Raw genomic sequence first — 23,628 nt, 5'->3', positions numbered from 1 at the left:
TGATTATAAAAGGTATTGAACATTCTGACAATTATTTGTTGATGTTTCGTCACGCGAAAAAAGTAGTGGTTGTTCACAAAACTTGCTGTAAAATAGATGAGTAGTGCAACATGATTCTTTGAAAAAGGAGGCATCCCTTTATGCTTCAGCGATTTTTCTCTTATTACAAACCCCATCGTAAGCTGTTCGCTGTGGATTTCAGCTGTGCGGTGTTAGTCGGTATTTTAGAGCTGGGTTTTCCACTTGCAGTAGCCTGGTTTATTGATGACCTGCTGCCTGAAGGAAACTGGCAGGCCATCACATGGGTGAGTTTTTTGCTATTGTTTCTCTATCTCACAAGTACCTCTCTTCAGTACGTTGTAAACTACTGGGGACATAAACTTGGCATTAATATTGAAACAGATATGCGCCAGGAGCTGTTCGAACACGTTCAGCGACAGTCATTCTCGTTTTTTGATAATACCAAAACGGGACATATCATGAGCCGTATCACAAACGATCTTTTTGATATCGGGGAGATGGCTCACCACGGGCCTGAGGATTTATTTATTGCGATTATGACCTTTATCGGCGCGTTCTGGATTATGCTGACGATCAACGTTAAGCTGGCACTCGTTGCCATCATTGTTGTGCCGTTTCTCATCTGGCTGATTACCTATTGTAATGTACGGATGAATAAGGCGTGGAAATCCATGTACAGTAACATTGCAGAGGTCAATGCACGCGTGGAGGACAGCGTATCCGGCGCGCGTGTTGTTCAGTCATTTACAAACGAAAAGCATGAAATCAAGCGTTTCACAATTGATAACAAAACGTACCGCCAGTCTAAAATTGGCGCATACAAGGTGATGTCGTTCAGTCTGTCGGGGATTTATATCATGACACGTCTGATTGTCCTTGTTGTTCTTGTGTATGGTGCGTGGCTCAGCTTTACAGGAGAGCTGTCTTACGGTGAACTTGTCGGATTTGTTCTTTATGTAAATGTGTTATTTAAACCGATTGATAAAATCAGCGCACTGCTTGAAATGTATCCAAAAGGCATGGCCGGTTTTAAACGTTTTACGAGTTTACTGGATCAGGCGCCGGTGATCACGGACCGTCCTGATGCGAAAATGGTCAGCCATTTAGATGGAGACATCGAGTTTGACCATGTTTCATTCAGTTATGATGAGAAAAAGCCTGTATTAAATGACATCTCACTTTCCCTGCGCAGTGGAGAAACGGTCGCTTTTGTCGGACCATCCGGAGCAGGAAAAACAACGATCTGTTCACTCATTCCGCGTTTTTATGATGTGGAGAAGGGGGCGATCCGGATTGACGGAACCGACATCCGTGACATGACAACTGAATCTCTGCGCAAACAGATCGGAATCGTACAGCAGGATGTCTTCCTGTTCACCGGGACGCTCCGTGAAAATATTGCGTACGGAAAGCTCGATGCGACAGATGAAGAAATCGTAGAAGCCGCAAGACGAGCAAACCTTGAATCAGTCATCGATTCACTTCCGCTCGGCTACCATACACAGATCGGGGAGAGAGGCCTGAAGCTCTCGGGCGGGCAGAAGCAGCGTATTGCCCTCGCGCGGATGTTCCTTAAAAATCCGCCTATTCTGATTCTCGATGAAGCGACCTCCGCACTCGATACGGAAACAGAATCGATTATCCAGGAAGCCATTGAAGAGCTGGCAAAAGGCCGGACAACCCTTGTCATTGCCCACCGTCTTGCTACGATTCGTAAAGCAGACAGGGTCGTCGTGGTGACAGAGGACGGTATTGCAGAGGATGGCACGCATGCCGAACTGCTTGAGAAGGATGGCATTTTTGCGAATCTGCATCGCGTGCAGTACGAACAGGTGTAAAAAAGATGAGAAAACGACCGGAGCTGGGCTTCGGTCGTTTTTTGTGTGGAGGTTCGCAGAATGATGCCCGTGGTTCGTAAGATTTGGCTGGAGGTTCGCAACATATGCAGGCTGTTTCAAAGGATATTCGTCCTCGTTCGTAAAATGTCAGCTATATTTCGCAGGGTTGTGACGATATACTCACCACGTGATCCGGATGGAAGTTCAATAAGGATGACGCGGAGCAGAGTGAGGTTGTAACGATTCCGGTTCCGCGGCAAACAGGGGGAAGAGGGTTCGCAGAATATTGCGGGTGGTTCATAAGATTTGGGGTAAGGTTCGTAAAATATGCGGACTGTTTCGCAGAATGTTGTGAGTCTTTCGCAAGATTTAAGCTCAGTTTCGCCGGATAGTGAGAATATACCTACTATTTGCACCGAAAAAAAGATCCTCAGGATGCTGCGGCAAACTACCAAAACAAAAACAGGTGATAAAGCCAACATTGACTCTTTCACCTGTCCAAATTATCTAAAAATGAGGCTTCAAAATATCCCTGAGCACATCCGCGCTTTTATGAAACTGCTCTTTTTCCGTATCATTCAGATTCAGCTCTGTGACTTCACGCACGCCTCTACGGTTAATAACAGCTGGTACTCCGATATAGACATCCTTTTCACCGTACTCACCTTCAAGCAGTGTGGACACGGTCAGGATGCTGTTTTCATTATGGAGGATGGCCTTTGTAATGCGGACAAGCCCCATGGCAATGCCATAATAGGTGGCACCCTTACTATTGATGATCTGATAAGCGGCATCACGGACGTTAACGAATAACTCATCAAGATCCTCCTGTTTATATTTCGGGTTCTTTTTAATCATGTCCATCACGGACACACCACCGATATCAACAGAGCTGTATACCGGCAGCTCGCTGTCGCCGTGTTCCCCGATAATATAGCCGTGGACGTTTTGCGGCGCGACTTCAAAATATTCACCAAGCAGGTAGCGGAAACGGGCCGTATCTAAAATCGTCCCGGAGCCGATGACGCGCTCTTTTGGAAACCCGCTGTATTTCCACACAGCGTATGTGAGCACATCGACAGGATTTGTTGCGACAAGGAAGATTCCATTAAATCCGCTTGCAACAACCTGAGTGACGATCGAATGGAAAATCTTCAGGTTTTTCTCCACCAGTTGCAGTCGCGTTTCACCGGGCTTTTGATTAGCACCGGCACAAATGACGACGATATCAACGTTTTTGCAATCCTCATATGTACCAAATTTGATATTGAGCGGATTAGCTGCAAACACTTTTCCGTGATTCAGGTCAAGTACATCGCCTTTTGCCTTTTCCTCATTCAGGTCAATCATGACAAGCTCATCGGCCACGCCCTGATTCAGCAATCCAAATGCATAGCTCGATCCAACAAAGCCTGTTCCAATCAGTGCAACACGATTTCCTTTTACCATTTCCATTCTTACACGTCCTCTCATGATCAAATTCCATCCCTTGCCATTATTATAAATGGAGTGAGGAGGAAGTCAAAGAATGTAAGGTTACGGGGCGGGTGAGGTTCATAAGATTTGTCCGGAGGTTCGCAATATTTTATAGAAGGTTCGTAGAATATTGACGGACGTTCAAAAGATTTTCACCTTTGTTCGCAAAATGTCGAGGCTGGTTCGCAAAATAAGGCATTAAGTCCTACGCCATCGCCCGCTATTCTCCACAAAAATACCGGAATGAACAAGTCATTCCGGCATCAAAACATTACTTCAGTTTTCCATCCTTCAATAACACCATGCTGCTCAAGCCTTCTACCTGAATTTTATCACCGTGCTTCACTGAAAGAACCTTTGTACCGGCTTTTTCACTGTTGACAAGCACTTTCCAGATCCCTTTACCAGGAAGATCAACCGTTACTGCCTCTTTGTTTGCATTATGCACAACAAACAGGTGACGGTTTTTCTTTTCCTGGAGTGTATAGGCAACTGTGTTTTCTGGCGATTCAGCAAATGTCAGACGCTCTTCAATCGCTTCTGCGTCTGTCAGGCGGAATGCATCATACTGGTTGCGAAGCTTAATCAGACCCGTCATGTAATCGACTTCGTCATCAAATGTTGCGCGGCGCGCCCAGTCAAGCTGGTTCACAGAATCAGGGGACTGATAGCTGTTATGATCGCCGCCTTTTGTTCTCATGAACTCCTGTCCGGCATGGATAAAGGAGATTCCCTGAGAAGTCAGGACGATTGATGAACCAAGCTTGTGCATTGATTTCATTTCTTCTTCAGTTGCATCAGGATTTGTTTTTTCGAGTTTATCCCAGAGTGTCAGGTTATCGTGTGCTTCAACATACTGAACAACCTGATCCGGATCACGGTAGGTCGCAAAGCTGTCATCATATGCAAGACCGCCTGCTACACTCTGGCGCATAATGTCTTCCATGTCCTGTTTACCATTAATAAATCCTGGATCGGCATCTTCCCAGACGCTTCCTTTTGCACCATCGCGAAGAGTGTCGTTAAAGTGGGCAACGCGCTCCATATCTTCTGCATTTTTCTGGTTTGCTTTCAGGTCAGGATCAAGTGGCGTATTCAAATCCCAGCCTTCTCCAAGGACAATGATAGATGGATCAATCTCATCAAGGGCAGCGCGCACCTGATTCATTGTTTCAGTATCGTGAATGCCCATCAGGTCAAAACGGAATCCATCCATCTGATATTCATCAGCCCAGTAAGAAACAGAGTCCACGATAAACTTCTGCATCATTTTACGCTCAGAAGCCGTATCGTTTCCAACACCTGTACCATTTGCAAGCGAGCCATCCTCGTTGTAACGGAAATAATAGCCCGGTACAAGCTGATTAAAGTTTGATTCGTTTACAGCGTACATATGGTTGTAGACAACGTCCATGATCACGCCAAGATCTTCTTCATGAAGCGTCTGAATCATTTCTTTCAGTTCCTTCACGCGAACTTCCGGGTTATAAGGATCCGTTGAGTAAGATCCTTCAGGCGTGTTGTAGTTCTTTGGATCATAGCCCCAGTTAAACTGTGGTGTATCAAGCTTTGATTCATCTACTGTACGATAATCATAAATCGGCAGGAACTGAACGTGTGAAACGCCAAGGTCAAGAATGTGGTCAAGGCCTGTTGATTCACCTTCAGGGCCGGTTGTACCTTTTTCTGCTACGCCAAGATACTTACCTTTGTTTTCAATGCCGCTTTCCGGTTGAATGGAAAGGTCGCGGACGTGCAGCTCATAAATAATCGCATCCTCAGGATTTTCAGAAGCTGCAAATCGCTCTTCTGACCAGCCTTCAGGATTTGTGCGGTCTAAATCAATGACAGCTCCTTTGTCTCCATTAACAGAAGTGGAGCGTACGTAAGGGTCAACGGCTTCGCGCCATTCGTCTCCGATTTTTACTTTGTATGTGTATAACTGATTGTGAAGGTCGCCTTCAACACTTGCTGTCCACGTACCTTTTTCAGATGCTTCCATTGTTATTTCTTCACCTGACGTTGCATCCCATGCATCATAGAGCACAAGCTTTGCTTCACCGGCAGTTGGTGCCCATAGACGGAAATCTGTTTTTTCCGTAGAATACGTATTTCCTAAATCGTCACCTTCATAAAAGTACATCTCATCAAAGGCTTCTGTTCGAATCACTTTTCCGACCTGAATCGTTGCTTCTCCAAAGAAATCCGTTTCGATTGTATAAGTTTTAGTTAAGTCAATTTCTTCAGTCGTTTCGATCGTTACTTTATTTGTAACAGGCTCCTCGCCCTCAAAAGGACGGATCTCTGCGATTTCCAGTCCGCCTGTTAAACGGATGCCAGGATCTTCAGAAGCCGTATCGATTGGCAGGTTTGTCGTTAACGTAATTTCGTTCACACCGTCAATCGCTGCGCTGATAATACGTGGCGTTGAATCAATATATTTCGTGTCATAATAAATGCCCTGATCGCTTTGCACAATCCAGATTTCAGCCGTACCATCTTCATTGATCTGTCTGATGAAGCGGTCGCCAAATTCCTGGTCAGCCCAGGCATTATCACCTTCACGCTTTTTCACAATAAAGCCGACACGGTCAAACAGCTCATCGCTTGATACGGTGAAATTCGCTATTTTACCGAAATCATCTTCCTCTGTAAATTCGATTTCCTGACCGTCAGCACCATTTGGCCAAGCCCACAGGTTCCAGCCTTCATAGTTTCCATCAAAACGGTAATAGTGCAGGGTAACATCTACTTCATTAAATTCAGGAAATTCACGGTATTCACCATCGGGTGGCTCTGTATAAACCGTATCGTCCCCAGCCTTAATCCAGACTTCAGCAACGCCGGCATCTACTTCAGCCCAGCGGTCACCACCGTCTTTTTCCCAGGCATCTGTCCGTACGATAAATCCGATGCGTTCATGTGAGCCTTCAAAATCAATCGTGGCGATTTTGCCGAATTCATCCTCACCGGTAAAGTCATAGGCAGCTCCGTCACCGCCCTCCGGCCATGCCCAAATATTCCAGTCGAGTGTTGAGGCAGGGTCCTGCTGATAATGCACAATAAGCGTAGAATATGTAGTGCCCTCTGCTTTAGCTGTTGGAGCAAACGGTTGCACGATCGGCAATAAAGAAAGCACCATCATGATCGCTAACCAGCCTGCTAAAAACTTTTTACTTTTCAACGATTTTGACCTCCTTAAAATTGGTATCACAAGCATTATAAGGTTTAATCAACATTAGTGAAAGCGTTTGCACAAAAGTTGCACAAAACACACCGAATGGACTAGTTTTAATTTTGTGAATATTTACATCAGGCATTGCTTCGGTTGATTAAGAATTTATGTTAGTGTAATTGGAAGGAGGTGGGAGCATGATGTTAATGCTGATTTCTTTTGTAATATTTACATTTGGAGGTATGTTTTTTGGCACAATGATTGCATGTTCTATAATCTTAACCTTGCAGATTATTATATTAATAAAACAAAAAGAGCCGAAAGATAAAGTGAAGGATTCATATGATCGATATTTAAAGGAAAGAAATCCAGAATAAAAAGAGGGATCTGGTTCTTTAATCAGGTCCCTCTTTTTGCGGTGAAATATAAGTCTAATGAACTATAATTTTATTTAGTGGGTTAAATGTTATTAAATTGGAATTCATCACCAGCCCTCATGCAATTCCTTCACTGTCTTAATAAATTCCTTTCCTGCATAAGTGACATAACGGTTTTTTGCGAGGATCATGCCGAGCACCCAGGGGAATGGTTTTGAAAGATGAATCATTCTGACGTCGGGGTCTGTGACGCGTCGGCCGATTTGCTCCGGCATCAGGGTGACTCCGAGATTCTTTGAAACCATCCCGACGATAAAATCCCACTGTGAGCTTTCGTAAGCAATCTTTGGTGTGAAACCTGCGTTAATACAAACCTCAATCGTCCGGCTGTTCAAAGTAAATTCCTTGCTTAACAACAGAAAAGCATCCTCTTTCAATTCAATCAGGTCAATCTGCTCGCGGTCTGCAAGGGGATGGGACTTGTGAACAAGCAGTTTAATTTCCTGGTGAACAAATTCAATGACATCAAATCTTTCCTCATCAACAGGCAGCAGTACAAAGCCGAAATCCACTTCACCTTCTAGTACTTTCTGTTCCACCTTTTGAGCACCTACTTCTATCAGTGAAATCGTCACCTCCGGGAATCGTTTTTGGCATTCAGCAATGATCCTTGGAAAGAACAGAGTGCTGATCACAGGAGGAAGGCCGATGGTGATTTTTCCTTTTTTTACATTCATCGTGTCATACAAAGAAACAGAAAGGTCCTCAATGCTGTTGATCACTTTTTGTGCCTGTTCAAAAACAATCTCACCGGCATCTGTCAGTGAAATGTTTCTAGCTGTACGGTCTATCAATGTTACTTCAAGTTCATCCTCTAAATTTTTGACCATTTTACTCAGTGTAGGCTGTGTGACGTGAAGCTGTCTGGCTGCTTTAGTAAAGCTTCGCTGCTTTGCAACTTCACTGAAATATTGTAGCTGACGGATATCCATACGAACCTCCTATAACTTTTATCTATGAGTATTATAATTATTATTCATTTTACCTATTGAAAAAGACAAGGTACACTGAAAAACGTAAAAACGTCATAATTTTGCCACAATTCATGTGGCTTTTTGTTTACATCAAAAAGAAAGCGTTTGCAAAAGGGGCGGATCATATGAAACCGATTTATCATGATTTTGATGAAGCTGTAAAAGAAGTGAAAGACGGTGCAACCATTATGGTGGGAGGGTTCGGACTCGTGGGTATTCCGGAAAATCTGATTCTGGCACTGCAGCGATCGGGCGTGAAGAACTTAACAGTGATCTCTAACAACTGTGGTGTGGATGACTGGGGTCTCGGTCTTTTGTTGAAAAACAAGCAGATTAAAAAAATGATTGGATCCTATGTTGGTGAAAACAAAGAGTTTGAGCGTCAGGTGCTTTCAGGAGAATTGGAGGTTGAGCTGACACCTCAGGGTACTCTCGCTGAAAAAATCCGTGCAGGCGGAGCGGGCATTCCAGCCTTTTTCACTCCTGCTGGTGTAGGAACGCCTGTAGCAGAAGGTAAAGAGATCAGGAGCTTCAACGGTAAGGAATATGTACTCGAAGAAGCGTTGACAGCTGACTTCAGCTTTGTCAGAGCAGCAAAAGCGGATCATGCGGGGAACCTGGTCTATAACAAGACTGCACGTAACTTTAATCCGATGATTGCAGCGGCCGGGAAGGTCACGATTGCTGAAGTGGAAGAGCTTGTAGAGACAGGACAGATCGATCCGGATCGCATTCATTCGCCCGGTATTTATGTGCAGGGGCTGATTCAGGGAGATCAGGAAAAACGAATTGAACGTATAACCACACGTCAGGGATAGGAGGATCCATACATGGCTGTAGAATTAGATAAAAAAGCGGTGCGTGAGAAAATTGCCCGCAGAGCGGAACAGGAAATACAGGACGGATTTTACGTCAATCTCGGCATTGGCATGCCAACATTGATTGCGAATTATATTTCAGACCATAAACAGGTTGTGCTGCAATCTGAAAACGGACTGCTGGGAATCGGCGCGTATCCGACTGAAACTGAACTTGATCCGGATCTGATTAATGCGGGAAAAGAAACGGTAACAGCGATTAAAGGAGCCTCTTATTTTGACAGTGCCGAATCCTTTGCCATGATCCGCGGGGGTCATATTGATATTGCCATTTTAGGCGGAATGGAAGTTGCTGAAAACGGAGATCTCGCAAACTGGATGATCCCGGGTAAGATGATTAAGGGAATGGGAGGCGCCATGGACCTCGTTCACGGTGCAAGAAAGACGGTTGTTATTATGGAGCACGTAAACAAAGCGGGAGAATCCAAAATTTTAAAAGAGTGCACGCTGCCTCTCACAGGTAAAGGCGTCGTGAACAGGATTATTACAGAGCGTGCGGTGATGGACGTAACAGAAGGTGGACTGGTGTTAATCGAAACAGCTGAGGGATGGTCAGCTGAGGAGGTAAAGTCCTCAACTGAAGCTCCTTTACAGCTGCATGCTGATTTTAAAGAGAACGCTTATTGATTGAAACGGACAAGGGGGAACGAACATGCTTAGTATGATTGGGTTAATTGCGGGATTGGGACTGCTGATTTATTTCACCATGAAGGGGATGAACTTATTAGTCGCTGCGCCGTTATGTGCGCTGTTTGTCGCGCTGATGAGCGGGTTGCCGTTATTTCCGCAGCTGGTGGAAGAAGGCGGCGTCAACTTTTTAACGAGCTATATGGGTGGCTTTACGAGCTTTATTATGTCGTGGTTTCCGATGTTTCTTTTAGGGGCTATTTTCGGAAAGGTAATGGAGGACAGCGGCGCTGCAGACAGTGTATCGAAAGCGCTTGTGAATGCATTTGGATTAAAGTATGCGGTCCTTGCGATTGTCATCGCCTGTGCCGTGTTAACGTACGGCGGAGTCAGTTTGTTTGTTGTAGCATTCTCCGTTTATCCGATGGCTCTAAGTTTATTTAAACAGGCTGATCTGCCACGACGATTTATTCCGGCGGCACTGGCATTCGGATCAGTAACATTCACGATGACCTCAGCAGGATCACCTGAGATTCAAAACTGGATTCCGATGGATTATCTTGATACAACGCCTTATGCAGGCTGGGAAGTCAGTCTTCTAGTGGCTATTTTAATGATGATTTTAGGTTATTGGTGGTTGAAACGTATGATCAATAAAGCGGTTGGCAAAGGAGAGCGGTTTGAAGCGCGTGAAAATGATCCAACCTCACTTGAGCGCGATTTGCCGAACCCGTGGATGGGTCTGATCCCATTGATTGTTGTACTTGCGATCAGCTTTATTTTCCACCACGACCTTGGTACATCTGCGCTGATTATCGCTTTATTAGGCGGTGTTATTACAACTTACGTATTAAATCGCCGTTATTTTAACGACTTCAGTAAGGCTTTATCAGATGGAACGATTGGTGCATTAATTGCCATTGGTAACACGGCAGCAGTTGTTGGTTTTGGCGGCGTGGCGAAAGCCGTTCCAGCCTTTAATGTAGCTGTTGATGCGATGGCGAGTATTCCTGGGAGTCCGCTGATTGGTGGGGCGATTGCGGTCAGTGTGATTGCGGGGATGACCGGTTCAGCCTCAGGCGGACAGACGATTGCCCTGCCACTGCTTGCGCCAGGCTATATTGATGCAGGTGTGAATCAGGAAGCGCTTCACAGAACGGTGGCGATTTCATCAGGTGCGCTTGATTCGCTTCCGCACAATGGATATGTGGTCACAACGATCCGCGGAATCTGTGGAGAGACCCATAAGGATGCTTACGGACCAGTGGCTGCCGTAACCGTAATTGTACCGTTAATCGGTCTTGCTGTTGCCATTGCATTATTTTCACTTGGATTTGGGATTTAACAGTTTGGAGGGATCGTCATGGTGAAGGATAAAGTCGTTTATATTACAGGTGCTGCAAGTGGAATCGGCTATGAGATTGCCGTTGAATTTGCAAAAGCAGGTGCTAAGATCGCTTTAACGGATATTAACGAAGAAGCAGTGGTTGATGCTGCAGAACAATTAAATCAGCAAGGGTATGAATGTATCGGTTTAACGTGTGACGTAACGAAAGAGGAGCAGTTAAAAACGACGATCGATCAAACGGTCTCTCATTTTGGCCGTCTGGATGTCCTTATTAACAATGCCGGCATGCAGTATGTCTCTTCTTTAGAGGATTTCCCGACAGAGAAATTTCAGCTGTTGACGAATATCATGCTGACAGCTCCATTTGTTGCTACAAAGCACGTATTTCCGATTATGAAAAAGCAGGGTTGGGGCCGTATTATTAATATGTCCTCTATCAATGGCCTTGTTGGTTTTGCAGGTAAGGCTGCCTACAACAGTGCCAAGCATGGCGTGATCGGCTTAACGAAGGTAGCGGCTTTGGAAGGAGCTGCACATGGCATTACAGTAAATGCGATGTGTCCTGGATATGTGGATACGCCACTTGTACGCAATCAACTGGAGGATCTGGCGGCCAATAGAGGGGTTTCACTTGAAAAAGTACTCGAGGAGGTCATCTATCCACTTGTCCCTCAAAAACGTCTGCTTGACGTTCAGGAAATTGCAGACTATACGATGTTTCTTGCCAGCGATAAAGCCAAAGGGATCACAGGTCAGGCGGTCGCACTCGACGGAGGGTATACGGCTCAATAATTTTTATGCGCTTTTGGGGAACCATCCTCAAAAGCGCTTTTATGTATTAAAAAAATGATCGTCATTCATATGTACGTGAAAAGCAGCGCTGTCATCTTCTACAATAGGCTGTTCCTGAAAAAAACCAATCACAAACTCCATCAAATCCCCTCTAAAGGCAAATGCAGCGATTAAAATAAGCAAAATAGCAATAATAGCTGCATAAAATGAAGTGACCAGCCATCTGTTGGTTTGTTCCATCATCACACTCACTCCTTTTTTCTTGTCATACCTATTAGACGGATAAAAAAGGAAAAAGTTTCAGTATTGTCAGAAAAAAGGTAACTGTTTATTTTTCATGTGAAATCGAATAGGATAGAAGAAAACTGACAGCGAGGAAAGACAATGGAACGTTTATTCATTCCGGCAGCCGCAGTGGCTGCGATCATCGGATTTATATTTCTTATACGGGATTATAGAAAGGTAAAAAGATCAGCCTGGGAGCGGTTTTTTTATATCAGTTTTCTGATTTATCTTGTGGCGGTTGCTCATTTAACACTTGGCTATTTTCATCTTCCGCCGGAGGAAAATGCACCGATGCGCATTCAGCTTGAACCGCTTTATTTTATTGACGAGTGGCAGACTTATGAGGATTTTTACAGCTGGTCATTCTTTAACAATGCGAGGCTGACATTCTTCAACTTTATTATGCTGATGCCGCTTGGGATTTATATGGCTGTTTTATTTAAATTGAAGCCGTTCTGGAAAGCCTTTTTTACGATTTTTGCGGTGAGTCTGACGATTGAGCTTTCTCAGCTTGTTCTGTCTTATGTAGGGATTGCGTGGATGAGAGGCTTTAACACGGATGACCTGATTGTGAATACAGCAGGAGGGTTTTTAGCTTATTTGATTGCAAGGCTCTTTCGGTGGCTGGTGCGAAGCGCGTTAAATTAGGTGCTTCGCTTGCTCGGTATCTCTCCTCTTAATAAAAATCCTAAGAGAAGTCGGGCATTTGTAATTTGAGTAAATTAAGATAAGCGGATAAGTGTTGAAAGAATGAATCAAATCGTCGTAAGATCACGCCGTTCTGTCGATACAGGGCTGGTTATTGTCGATAGTGTGATTAAGCAGTTAGAAGTTGTCGGTAGAGGGGTAAGTTACGTCAATAGGCACTTCTTTTCTGTTGATAGCAACTTCATTTCTGTTCATAGAGCCGGTAAAGCTGTGAATAGACGATGCCACTCGGCTGCTCTCAATGCATGACCTTTATGTCCTAATCATTCAATCAAAAAACTGTGTCTGGTCTTTTTTGCGACATGAGTCTGCAAAAAAATCAGGCACTTTTTGTTTATTTTAATGCTTTTCAAGAGAGGCCCTATTCACGGGCGTATTTGCGGCACTTTTCGTTTTGCGATAAAATGCAAAACAACGAATCTATTTAAATAGGAGGCGTTTGGATGAAGGTATCGTACTATCCACTGGGAGATCAGGCGGTTCTGCTTGAGTTTGAGCAGGAAGTGAGCCCAGAGATTCTATCGGATGTTCAGTGTGTGTATCAGGAGATTAAATCAGACGCTCCTGAGTGGTTAATTGAAGCGGTTCCGGCCTATGCTTCCATTACGGTTCATTATGATTTGAAACAGCTGCTTGATGCTGAGAGTGCAGAAGCAGTCGTGATCGGCTTTCTAAAAGAAAAAGTAGCTGCTTCAAAGAATAGTGATCCGCCCGAACAGCGTGTCGTACGGATCCCTGTTTGTTATGGTGGAGAGTATGGACCTGATCTTAAAGAGGTGGCAGATTGTCATCAGCTCACACCGGATGAGGTTGTAAAACGTCATACGGACGGAGATTATACGGTTTACATGCTCGGATTTGCGCCCGGATTTCCATACATAGGCGGTTTGGATGCGTCCATCGCCACACCGAGAAAAAAGAATCCGCGAAGTGCCATTCCGGCAGGATCAGTCGGCATTGCGGGACAACAGACAGGCGTTTATTCCATTGAAACACCTGGTGGCTGGCAAATTATTGGCCGCACGCCTGAGAAACTGTTTGATATGACCAAAAACCCTTCTTTCCTTTTGAGAGCAGGGGATAAGATCGAATTTTATCCGATTACAGAAAAAGAATATGAGGAGTGGCAGGAATGATAAAAGTAATTGAAGCCGGCCTGCTGTCCTCCATTCAGGATAACGGCCGGACAGGCTATCAGGAATCCGGTGTGATTCAGTCCGGTGTCATGGATACATTTACATTGCGGATTGCCAATACACTGGTTGGAAATAACGAAAGTGAGGGTGTGCTGGAGCTGACGTTAACGGGTCCTACACTGGAATTTACAGAGGATCACCTGATTGCGTTGTGTGGGGCGGATTTCTCTGCTGAAATTGATGGTGCGCCTGCTCCGCTGTGGAGACCTGTCGTCGTAAAAAAAGGCAGTACCCTTCATATGCGGTTTTCTAAAACCGGCTGCAGAGGGGTCATAGCTGTTGCCGGCGGATTTGATGTTCCTGACGTATTTGGCAGTAAGTCCACTTATCTGCGGGCAGGAATCGGCGGCTTTAAAGGAAGGGCACTTGATAAAGAGGATGTCCTTCCAATTGGAGATCCGGGTAAGGAATCAGAAGCAACCTTTAAGCGCGCTGAAGAGTCACCGTTTACCTGGTCTGTATCGGGTGCTTACACTGAGAGCGTGTATTCACCAGAATTTATCCGGGTAATGCCGGGTCTGCAATTTGACGAATTTACTGAGGAAAGTAAACGGACCTTTACAAATTCCACTTACAAACTATCCAAACAGTCTGACCGGATGGGATTCCGGATGGAAGGAGAGCCTCTGGAACGGACGACTGATGAGGACATCCTCTCAGAAGGAGTTGCCTTTGGCACGATTCAGGTGCCGTCAGATGGACAGCCGATCATTTTACTCGCAGACCGTCAGACACTTGGCGGATATCCGAAGATCGGACAGGTGGCCTCAGTGGATCTGCCTGCCCTGATTCAGAAAAAGCCGGGTGAAAGCGTCCGTTTTAAATGGATCACGGTGAAAGAAGCGCAGCTGCTCTTCAAAAAACGCGAGCAGGAGTGGCAGGAATTAAAGTGGATCATCAACAAAAAATTGAAGGAGGCATAACAGCATGCTAAAAATCGATTTAAATTGTGACATGGGTGAAAGCTTTGGCGCCTGGCAGATGGGGAATGATGATGAAATTCTGGCCTCTGTTTCCTCTGCCAATATTGCGTGCGGATTCCATGCAGGGGATCCGTCGGTCATGAGAACAACTGTTGAGCGTGCGCTTGAAAAAGGAGTTGCCATAGGTGCGCATCCAGGTTTTCCGGATCTAAGCGGGTTTGGACGGAGAAATCTATCCGTCAGCGAACAGGAAGCCTATGACTTCACGTTATACCAGGTAGGAGCACTGTATGGCTTTGTAAAGGCACAGGGCAGCAAGATGCAGCACGTGAAGCCCCATGGTGCCCTTTACAATATGGCAGCGAAGGATCCGGTATTAGCAGGTGCCATTGCAAGGGCGGTCCGGGATCTGGACGAAGAACTGATCTTATTCGGATTATCCGGTGGAGAACTGATCCGTGCCGGAAAGGAAGTGGGATTACAAACTGCTTCTGAGGTGTTTGCGGACCGGACTTATCAGCCGGATGGCAGTCTTACACCGCGCACACAGCCAAATGCACTCATTACAGAAGATGAAAAAGCCGTGGCGCAGGTCATTCGTATGGTGAAGGAGGGCATTGTTATGGATACATCCGGAAATGATGTCCCGATTGAAGCACATACGGTCTGCATTCACGGAGACGGTGCACACGCACTGACTTTTGCCCGGAAAATTAACCGGACGCTCGCTGATGAAGGAATTGACATCAAGTCATTCAAGTAAACTTATCCGGGTCAGTCAGGCGAACCAGGCTGACCTTATACCAGCCCTTCATGCCTTTGGGCAACAGCATTGTTACCTGAAGGCATCAAGAGCTGGAATCCATCATGAAGGGAAGACAGACACGATGAAGAAGCAGGAATCAACCCGTAGTATTTTGCTCGGGGCAGCATTTTTAATGGCAACATCCGCGATCGGGCCTGGGTTCCTTACCCAGACGACAACGTTTACCCAGACGCTCGCTGCAAGTTTTGGTTTTGTTATTTTAGTTTCCATTATCATTGATATTGGCGCGCAGATGAATATTTGGAGAATCATCACGGTTTCCGGCAAACGGGCTCAGGAGATTGCAAATGATGTGCTGCCGGGCCTTGGTGTATTCCTTGCCGCACTTGTTGTATTAGGGGGACTCGCCTTTAATATTGGAAACATCGGTGGTGCCGGATTAGGAACAAACGTATTGTTCGGTGTCTCTCCTCAAGCTGGAGCAGTATTCTCAGGTATCGTAGCCATCGGTATCTTCCTTGTAAAAGAAGCGGGCAGACTGATGGACCGCTTCACACAGGTGCTCGGATTCCTTATGATCGGTTTAACGATTTTCGTTATGTTCCAATCACAGCCACCAATCGGTGAAGCCGTGACGCGGACATTTATCCCGGAAACGGTTGATTTTCTGGCGATCGTGACACTTGTAGGAGGAACGGTCGGCGGTTATATCACCTTTGCCGGTGGACACCGTCTTCTTGATGCAGGAATTAAAGGACAGGAAAACCTGCGACAGGTGACGACAAGCTCTGTGTCAGCCATCGGGATCGCTTCAATCATGAGAATTTTCCTGTTCCTTGCAACCTTTGGGATCGTTGCACAGGGGCTGCAAATTAACCCTGACAACCCGCCTGCATCAGTATTTCAACTGGCGGCAGGGAACGTCGGATATAAAATCTTTGGTGTCGTCATGTGGTCAGCAGCTGTCAGCTCTGTTGTCGGAGCAGCTTACACATCTGTATCCTTTATTAAAACCTTCAGCCCTGCCATTGCACGCGTTGAAAAATGGGTCATCATCGGCTTTATTACGATTTCAACACTCATCTTTGCTTTGATCGGTCAGCCAGTGACCATATTGATTCTTGTTGGTGCACTAAATGGACTCATCCTGCCGATCTCGCTTGGTGTGATGCTCTTAGCTGCACACAATAAAAAAATCATCGGTGATTACAAGCACCCGATCTGGTTAACGGTATTTGGGGTGTTAATTGTGATTGTGATGGCTTATATGGGCGGTTACACGATGATTAACCAACTGCCTACGCTATTCTCGTAATGTGCTGGGAATTGACGGGAGATCCGTATAAAAAAGTAATTCGTTCAAAAAAATCCGGAACGGCCGCCAGCCGTTCCGGATTTTTTATTGATCTAATCGATTACTAAACCACTCTAAAAGCTCTTTATTCATAATATCCTGAGAAGAAAAAGGAACGTAAATCAAATCCTGTTTACGAAATGTTTCCCGAATTCTTTCAAGATTAGGCTTTTCATGCTTCTTCCGTTCAGCCATAAACGATCCCTCTACCTCATCAGGCAGCACCTTATTCACAATAAGTGTTTTCACATGAAGGTCATACTGACTAAGCAGCTTCAAAGCTTTTTCTGTTTCGAGAATCGGCAGCCTCTCGGGGTTCAAAACGAATACAAATCCAGTTTCCTTAGGGTTCAAAAGCAGCTCTCTGGCGCGTGAAAATCGATCCTGGCGTGTTCTTAATACATCATAAATCGGATCCTCTACCGGCTCACCATCGTTCAAAAGGGCAGAGTAGTTCTCATTCGTTTTACGGCGTTTTTCGAGCAGCCCCTCTATCCAGATCCCCATAAGCTCCGGAAGAGTGAGTAGACGGATCGTATGGCCGGTTGGCGCGGTATCAAAGACAATTTTATCGAAGTGCTCACGCTCCTCAAGCACAATGGATATCAATTTATCAAAAAGGGCGGCTTCATCCGCACCGGGAGAAGCTTTTGCGGTATCCAGCTGACGGTGAACTTCCTCCATCATGCCTGCATGAACGACACCCTTTATATTCGCTTTTACACCTTTAATATAATTGGCTGTTTCTATTTCCGGATCAATTTCAAGTCCATAGAGATTAGGGGCAATTTCAGTGTTTTTGCCGCCGATTTTCCGGTCGAATATATCGCCTGTATTGTGAGCAGGATCGGTTGACACAAGCAGGGTACGGTAGCCTTTTTGGGCAGATTTCCATGCGATCGCAGCGGCTGATGTCGATTTGCCGACGCCGCCTTTTCCACCCACGAATAAAATATTGTGCTTTAATAAATCCATTTTAAAAACTCCTTTTAACAGCAGCGGATGCCGGAGAGAGGGGACTTGTCCATTCCCATCCGTAAATGCCAGTCGTGAAATTTCTCGATCATATGCGGATAAAGCTCCAGCGTATAATAATAAACCGGATTTGGAATGCCGATCATTTCAGAATAAAGCAGCAGCAGAAACAGGTCATCTTCATTTCTCAGTTCACGGGCAATTTCCTGTCTGTGCGGCATGCTGAGCACTTCTTCGTAATATGCGATCAGCTGTTTCATCTTGTCGATCATCAGACATCACTCCCTTATTTATGTTTATTGTCTCAAGTTTGAGAAACGGATACAACATTTAGAAAAGGCTGGAACATTCACCTTTAAAAGTGTGATGTTCCAGCCTGATCAGTCAGTTATTCGTTTGGATCAAGCTTTGGCAGGTTTTTATTTAAAAGAGCTGATAAAGCTGTAATACTGATCCATAGCGCAAACCCAAGAATGATCGCGCCGAAAACAAACAGCAGTGTGCTTGATGATTCATTCCAGAAGGCCCATTGCGTAAAGACCTGAATAATCATCGCATACAGCGTCATGAACATCAGGAAGATCATCGGGATCAATGTGATCAGATAGTTTCGTCCAAGACGTTTCAGCCAGACTGAAATGAGCAGCAGGTTGATCCCTGCAAGAAGCTGGTTGGACGTTCCAAATAACGGCCAGAGCAGGTATCCGCCTGAGCCGAAACCGTTAGGGCCTTCAGGAATTAATACAAGTGCCGCACTTGAAACAACCGCAATCGTTGTCGCGACGTGTGTCTTTTCAAGTGCCGGTACCTTATATTCCGTACCCAGCTCTGAAATGATGTATCTCATCAGACGAACGGATGTATCAAGCGTTGTCGCCGCAAAGCTGACCACAATAATAGATACAATGGTAGCCGCAATATCAGCCGGGATCCCAAGTCCGGTTGCAAGCTGGCTCGCGCCCTGAACGAAGTTTCCGAGTCCTCCGCCACTTGCAGCACCGAAGCTGTTATATGCTTCTTTAAACGCATCAGCTGTCGGGAAAAACGTAATAACGGCAATAATTGAGATTAACGCCAGAACCCCTTCACCAACAGCCCCAAAGTAACCGACAAAACGCGCATCCGTTTCTTTATTCAGCTGTTTTGAAGATGTACCGGAAGAAACGAGCCCGTGGAAACCTGAAATGGCACCACAGGCAATGGTAATGAACAGTAACGGGAACCATGAAACATCATTCGTATCAGGGTTTGTAATCGGTGCTGTTACCTCTGGATTTGTAAATAAAAGTCCAAGGTACAGGATACCTAAGCCCACTACCAGCTGATGTGAATTAATAAAATCACGCGGCTGAAGCAGCTTCCAAACCGGAAGCGTAGACGCGATATACACATAAATCATTAAAACAATAATCCAGATAAAGAACGCACTTGAAATCGCACCTAAACCAAACAGCCCTGCTCCATCCTCCCCGCCGAAGTAGCGTACAAGGTCAATTTGCAGTACCTGATATTCAGCAGCCAGAACCGCAACAAGATACATAACGGCAAGTGCAATTAAAGATGGGACAAGCATTTTAGCATTCTTTTTATAAACGGCATGACCAATCCAGATTGCTAAAGGAATCTGAATGAATACAGGAAGAACGCTTGATGGGAAAGTGACAAACAGGTTGGCAATTACCCAGGCAAACACAGCGTTAACCATCAATACAAGAATCAGAATAATAAACAGGAACAGAATTTTCGCACGCTGACCAACGAGCTTATTGGCCAGTGTCCCCATTGATTGCCCTTTGTTTCTTACTGAAACAACGAGTGTTCCGAAGTCATGCACCCCCGCTGCAAAAACTGTTCCGAGTACAACCCACAGAACAGCCGGCAGCCATCCCCAGTACACGGCAATTGCAGGTCCAAGAATCGGTGCGGCACCTGCTACAGAAGTAAAATGGTGACCCCACAATACAAACTTGTTCGTCGGTACAAAATCCACGCCGTCTTTAAAACGGTGCGCCGGCGTTACATAATTCGGATCCAGCCGGTAGATCTTTTCAGCCACGAATTTCGAATAAAAGCGGTAACCAATAACAAAAATGAAAAGTCCAATCGCGGCTAATGCTATTGCATTCATCTGACAACCCCCTCTAAATATGTATAGTAGCTGACATTAGAGATATGAAATGGATGAAAAGGCTTCCAATGTCATTACTCATCATAGTGTATTGTGAGAATTGTGTAAATATTTTAACTAATATTTTTTAGTAAAACGAATAATAGGGAAAAATGTCGCGGTTTTTAGCTAAATTAAGCTAACTGAAAGTTATCAAAAATCAGTTTTCTATCTTCAATTAATATAAGAATTAATTTATAATGGAAAAAAGTGTTACGGGAGGTATGCGTATGGAAGCAGTTCAACAATTTGAAACTTGTCACTCCTGCGGAAAATCAATAGACTACATTCCGGGTTATGTAAAGTGGTGTGAACACTGTTTAGACAACTTGAATCCTGTAGATCAAAAAGAGAAGCAGACCTGGATGCAGAGAAAATATGAAGAGCTTGGCAGGCGCAATGGAGAAAAACTGTTAGAGCAGGTGATTCATCAGAATGCTGAAAAGCCTTCACTGACGATAAGCACAGCCGCAGCATATGTTTTATCAACAGGGATCCATCTTGTGAGTGCTCTGTTTTTACTTACTTCTTTGTATTTGCTCCTGTTTCAGTGGGATCATATTGCAGGACTAATTGGTGGCGTTTTGCTTATGGGGATTTCATGGCTGACGCGACCACGCATTCCCAAAATTAGTAAAGACGAGCGTGTATTAACAAGGGAGGACTTACCCGCGCTTTTTTCATATCTTGATCAGCTGAGCGGTGAGATCGGAACAAAGAAAGTGGACGGGATTGTACTAAATGGTGAATACAATGCCTCAATCGGAACCGTCGGCTTGAAACGTCAAGTGATTATGTGGATTGGTCTTCCGCTTATTGCGTCGCTTGATAAAAATGAATTGACCGCACTGCTTTCTCATGAGTTAGGTCATTTAGTAAACGGTGATCTGGCGAGAGGGACTTATATTGGAACGGCACTTTTTACGGCTTATACATGGTGGGATTTAACGGAGCCTGATGATGCTGATGGTGAGTTTGAAGATCCGTTTCTGGTCTGGGTGAGTATCGTCTTTCAAAAAGGACTGGCATTTTTCCCGAAAACGTTATTCTTCACATTGCTGTACCTGCTGTTTTTCAATTCCCAGCGTGCAGAGTATTACGCTGATGATGTGGCAGTGAAGCATGCAGGCGCAGATGGGGTGAACGGTCTTTTGACAAAGGTCCAGTATGACCAGACATATATGTATGCAGTCAGGAAAGCGGCTTTGTCACCAGGAAAAAATTCGTTCTTTGATCTTCTAATCGAGCAAATGGTAAACATGCCCGATAAGGAAAAGCGTCGTATGTTGAAAATTGCAGAGCTTGAAAAATCAAAGGTGGACGACACGCATCCCCCTACTTATTTCAGAATGAAGTATGTGGATTCCAGGAGAGGATCCACTTCTGGAAGAGAGCCTGACGTTCGGACAGAGGAGCAGATTCAGCGTGAGCTTGCGCCTTATCAGCAGGATGTTGAAAAAAGGCTGATTGAGGATTACAGGTATTATACTAGCTGAAGAATGTTGGGAGCCGGAAAACGATTGTTTTCCGGCTTATACTATGTTGAAGGAATGTACTTTTAACAGCTCGTGTGCATGCTTAAGCAGGTGTTTTTCTATTAACAATAACTTTGCTGCTATCCACATTTTGAGGTTCGCTATCGATAGAATTCAAGTGTCGATCAACAAGACGCGGTCTAATATTGACAATTCATGCTTTCTTTAAAAAGCTATCGACGTAAATCATGTTTCTATCAACAGGCGTGACTGCGCTATCGACATTACTGCGTTTTTGACCTCTATTTAAGGTGATGAGTGTATAGGTCTTTTGGTACAATTTCGCGAACGTGTGCGGAAATCTTGCGAACCATCAGCAGAATCTCGCGAACCATCCTGAAAATCTTATGAACCCCGGCCAAAATTCTGTGAACCTCCCCCAAAATCCCACGAACCTCCGCAGCGGACCAACCGCACACTTGCTTCAGCATTACATCTCCTCAGGCGCTTCCAATCCAAGCAACCTTAATCCTTCATCAAGCACTGTCACGACAGCCTTCACCAAAGCCAGTCGTTCAGCGGAATGTTCATGGTTCAGGATCGCTTCATGTGCGTAATACTGGTTGAATGCCTGTGCAGTTTGCACGACATATTTCGCAATAATAGAAGGATCAAGCTGGTGAAAGGCTTGCGCGATTTTGTCTGGAAATGCGGCCAGCAGCTGTACGAGTGGACGTTCTGCCTCGCCAAAGGAAGAGAATGATTCAACAGTTGACTGTCCTTCTGCTTTACGCAAAATCGCGCTGGCGCGTGCATGTGTGTACTGCACATATGGCCCGGTTTCTCCTTCAAACCGCAGCATGTTCTCCAGTGAAAATTCAACATCATTCTGACGGAACACCTTCAGATCGTGGAAAAAGACGGCGCCGATTCCGACCTGTTTTGCCACCTTTTCTTTATCTGGCAGGGAAGGGTTTTTCTCTTCAATCGTTTTCGCTGCAAGCTCAATCGATTCCTTCAATACATTTTCCAGTAAAACGACTTTGCCTTTTCGTGTTGACATTTTTTTGCCGTCCTTGAGCATCATGCCAAACGGGATATGTGTCAGTTCATCAGCCCAGTTCTCCCCAAGTCTTTTCAGTACTTCCTTCAGCTGTTTGAAATGCAGGGACTGTTCATTTCCAACAACATAAAATAATTTGTCAGCCTTTAATGTGTTTACACGATAATAGGCTGCGGCTAAATCACGAGTCGCATAAAGAGTGGCTCCGTCGGATTTTTGGATGAGGCATGGTGGAAGGTTCAATTCATCCAGTCTGACCACTCTTGCACCGTCTGATTCCTCCAGTAATCCCGACTCGTCAAGCTTTTCCACAACCTCATGCATCTTATCATTGTAAAAAGCTTCTCCCTGATAGGAGTCAAAGGATACACCCATCAGCTCATAAATCTGTTCAAAGGCATCGAGTGAAACATCACGGAACCACGTCCATAGACGAACAGCCTGTTCATCGCCGTCTTCGAGCATTTTAAACCAGCTGCGGCCCTGCTCGTTCAGATTTTCATTGTTAGTGGCCTCGTCATGGAAACGAACATACAGCTTATGGAGTTCGGTAATCGGATCGGCTTTGACCAGTTCTTCATTTCCCCAATGGGTGTAGGCAGCCATCAGCTTTCCGAACTGGGTACCCCAGTCTCCAAGGTGATTGATCTTTTCGACCTGATAGCCTGATTTGGCAGAGATCAGGGACATGGACTGACCGATGACGGTTGAACGCAGGTGGCCCATGGAAAAGGGTTTCGCGATATTTGGTGAAGAAAAATCAATCGCAATGATTTCTCCCTTTGAAGCAGCTGTTCCATAATCAGCTCCCTTCGCTAAAATCTCTGAAAGTACAGACTCAGCCTGTGTTGGAATATGAAAATAAAAGTTCACATAGCCGCCGATCGCCTTTACTTCCTGTACACCGCTGCACGTGAATGACTCAGCCAGCTCTGCAGCAATCTGTGCAGGATTTTTTCTGAGTGCTTTTGCCAGACGGAAGCAGGGGAAGGCAAGGTCGCCCTGCTCCTGAAAACGTGGTGCTTCGAGCAGCTGTTCAATGTCATGCTCCGCTAAATGCGGGGGTAATTGTTCTTTCAATGCTTGTGCAATATGCTGTTTCATTAACATTCCTCCTGAAGATTGATTCAATAAAAAAAGCACCCGTCTC

The 23,628-nt window shown here is 45.1% G+C and carries 20 protein-coding genes; 12 read left to right on the top strand and 8 right to left on the bottom strand.

Annotation, left to right across the window (positions count from 1 at the left end; genetic code table 11):
- Positions 1 to 140: 140 nt before the first annotated feature.
- Complete coding sequence (locus H7968_RS02905) at positions 141 to 1,859, top strand: ABC transporter ATP-binding protein (RefSeq protein ID WP_227394733.1); 1,719 nt, start codon at positions 141 to 143, stop codon at positions 1,857 to 1,859.
- Between the two features lie 507 nt (positions 1,860 to 2,366).
- Here H7968_RS02905 and H7968_RS02900 read toward each other — a convergent pair.
- Both H7968_RS02900 and pulA read right to left on the bottom strand, forming a co-directional pair.
- On the bottom strand, positions 2,367 to 3,314 hold the full coding sequence (locus H7968_RS02900) for an L-lactate dehydrogenase (protein ID WP_227394732.1): 948 nt from the start codon (positions 3,312 to 3,314) through the stop codon (positions 2,367 to 2,369).
- Positions 3,315 to 3,606: 292 nt separating this feature from the next.
- The gene (pulA, locus tag H7968_RS02895; RefSeq protein ID WP_406566357.1) at positions 3,607 to 6,480 is read right to left on the bottom strand and encodes a type I pullulanase; all 2,874 of its coding nucleotides are present in this window, start codon (positions 6,478 to 6,480) and stop codon (positions 3,607 to 3,609) included.
- Positions 6,481 to 6,707: 227 nt separating this feature from the next.
- Between pulA and H7968_RS02890 the strand changes: the two genes are divergently transcribed.
- A complete protein-coding gene (locus H7968_RS02890; RefSeq protein WP_227394730.1) occupies positions 6,708 to 6,887 on the top strand; it encodes a hypothetical protein in 180 nt (59 codons plus the stop codon).
- Positions 6,888 to 6,994: 107 nt separating this feature from the next.
- Here the strand turns inward: H7968_RS02890 and H7968_RS02885 are convergent, their stop codons facing one another.
- A complete protein-coding gene (locus tag H7968_RS02885; protein ID WP_227394729.1) occupies positions 6,995 to 7,879 on the bottom strand; it encodes a LysR family transcriptional regulator in 885 nt (294 codons plus the stop codon).
- Positions 7,880 to 8,046: 167 nt separating this feature from the next.
- On the opposite strand from H7968_RS02885, the gene H7968_RS02880 reads away from it, so the two are divergent.
- From H7968_RS02880 to H7968_RS02865, 4 genes are read left to right on the top strand one after another with little or no spacing between them, the layout of a single operon-like run.
- Positions 8,047 to 8,739, top strand: coding sequence for a CoA transferase subunit A (locus H7968_RS02880; RefSeq protein WP_227394728.1), 693 nt, complete (start codon positions 8,047 to 8,049; stop codon positions 8,737 to 8,739).
- Positions 8,740 to 8,751: 12 nt separating this feature from the next.
- Positions 8,752 to 9,426: a CoA transferase subunit B gene (locus H7968_RS02875; RefSeq protein WP_227394727.1), complete on the top strand. Its 675-nt coding sequence runs from the start codon at positions 8,752 to 8,754 to the stop codon at positions 9,424 to 9,426.
- A 25-nt stretch (positions 9,427 to 9,451) separates the two neighbouring features.
- Complete coding sequence (locus tag H7968_RS02870; RefSeq protein ID WP_227394726.1) at positions 9,452 to 10,771, top strand: GntP family permease; 1,320 nt, start codon at positions 9,452 to 9,454, stop codon at positions 10,769 to 10,771.
- Positions 10,772 to 10,789: 18 nt separating this feature from the next.
- Positions 10,790 to 11,566 carry a 3-hydroxybutyrate dehydrogenase gene (locus tag H7968_RS02865; protein ID WP_227394725.1) on the top strand — a complete coding sequence of 259 codons (777 nt, stop codon included), beginning with the start codon at positions 10,790 to 10,792 and terminating at the stop codon, positions 11,564 to 11,566.
- Positions 11,567 to 11,605: 39 nt separating this feature from the next.
- Here the strand turns inward: H7968_RS02865 and H7968_RS02860 are convergent, their stop codons facing one another.
- Complete coding sequence (locus H7968_RS02860; RefSeq protein ID WP_227394724.1) at positions 11,606 to 11,809, bottom strand: hypothetical protein; 204 nt, start codon at positions 11,807 to 11,809, stop codon at positions 11,606 to 11,608.
- Between the two features lie 141 nt (positions 11,810 to 11,950).
- On the opposite strand from H7968_RS02860, the gene H7968_RS02855 reads away from it, so the two are divergent.
- The 5 genes from H7968_RS02855 to H7968_RS02835 all read left to right on the top strand — a co-directional run bounded on the left by H7968_RS02855 (position 11,951) and on the right by H7968_RS02835 (position 16,759).
- Positions 11,951 to 12,499, top strand: coding sequence for a VanZ family protein (locus H7968_RS02855; RefSeq protein ID WP_227394723.1), 549 nt, complete (start codon positions 11,951 to 11,953; stop codon positions 12,497 to 12,499).
- A gap of 503 nt (positions 12,500 to 13,002) precedes the next feature.
- Positions 13,003 to 13,695: a 5-oxoprolinase subunit PxpB gene (pxpB, locus tag H7968_RS02850; RefSeq protein ID WP_227394722.1), complete on the top strand. Its 693-nt coding sequence runs from the start codon at positions 13,003 to 13,005 to the stop codon at positions 13,693 to 13,695.
- The gene (locus H7968_RS02845; protein WP_264476600.1) at positions 13,692 to 14,678 is read left to right on the top strand and encodes a 5-oxoprolinase subunit C family protein; all 987 of its coding nucleotides are present in this window, start codon (positions 13,692 to 13,694) and stop codon (positions 14,676 to 14,678) included. Before pxpB ends, H7968_RS02845 begins: the two co-directional genes overlap by 4 nt.
- 4 nt (positions 14,679 to 14,682) lie before the next feature.
- Positions 14,683 to 15,441: a LamB/YcsF family protein gene (locus H7968_RS02840; protein WP_227394721.1), complete on the top strand. Its 759-nt coding sequence runs from the start codon at positions 14,683 to 14,685 to the stop codon at positions 15,439 to 15,441.
- A 124-nt stretch (positions 15,442 to 15,565) separates the two neighbouring features.
- Positions 15,566 to 16,759: an NRAMP family divalent metal transporter gene (locus tag H7968_RS02835; RefSeq protein ID WP_227395076.1), complete on the top strand. Its 1,194-nt coding sequence runs from the start codon at positions 15,566 to 15,568 to the stop codon at positions 16,757 to 16,759.
- Positions 16,760 to 16,843: 84 nt separating this feature from the next.
- On the opposite strand, the gene H7968_RS02830 is transcribed toward H7968_RS02835, so the two are convergent.
- From H7968_RS02830 to H7968_RS02820, 3 genes are all read right to left on the bottom strand, one after another.
- Entirely contained in the window at positions 16,844 to 17,773 is a 930-nt protein-coding gene (locus H7968_RS02830) for an ArsA family ATPase (RefSeq protein WP_227394720.1), read from the bottom strand.
- A 14-nt stretch (positions 17,774 to 17,787) separates the two neighbouring features.
- Positions 17,788 to 18,045 carry a cory-CC-star protein gene (locus H7968_RS02825; RefSeq protein ID WP_134373940.1) on the bottom strand — a complete coding sequence of 86 codons (258 nt, stop codon included), beginning with the start codon at positions 18,043 to 18,045 and terminating at the stop codon, positions 17,788 to 17,790.
- A 116-nt stretch (positions 18,046 to 18,161) separates the two neighbouring features.
- The gene (locus H7968_RS02820; RefSeq protein WP_227394719.1) at positions 18,162 to 19,901 is read right to left on the bottom strand and encodes a carbon starvation CstA family protein; all 1,740 of its coding nucleotides are present in this window, start codon (positions 19,899 to 19,901) and stop codon (positions 18,162 to 18,164) included.
- Positions 19,902 to 20,170: 269 nt separating this feature from the next.
- On the opposite strand from H7968_RS02820, the gene H7968_RS02815 reads away from it, so the two are divergent.
- Positions 20,171 to 21,436: a M48 family metallopeptidase gene (locus tag H7968_RS02815; protein ID WP_227394718.1), complete on the top strand. Its 1,266-nt coding sequence runs from the start codon at positions 20,171 to 20,173 to the stop codon at positions 21,434 to 21,436.
- Positions 21,437 to 21,905: 469 nt separating this feature from the next.
- On the opposite strand, the gene argS is transcribed toward H7968_RS02815, so the two are convergent.
- Positions 21,906 to 23,588: an arginine--tRNA ligase gene (gene argS / locus H7968_RS02810; protein WP_227394717.1), complete on the bottom strand. Its 1,683-nt coding sequence runs from the start codon at positions 23,586 to 23,588 to the stop codon at positions 21,906 to 21,908.
- Between the last annotated feature and the right edge of the window lie 40 nt (positions 23,589 to 23,628).

Source organism: Jeotgalibacillus aurantiacus (assembly GCF_020595125.1).
In the GTDB taxonomy this organism is placed as follows: Bacteria; Bacillota; Bacilli; order Bacillales; family Jeotgalibacillaceae; genus Jeotgalibacillus; species Jeotgalibacillus aurantiacus.
The sequence above is the reverse complement of the archived record's forward strand: the minus strand, read 5'-3'. Positions and strand labels throughout refer to the sequence as shown.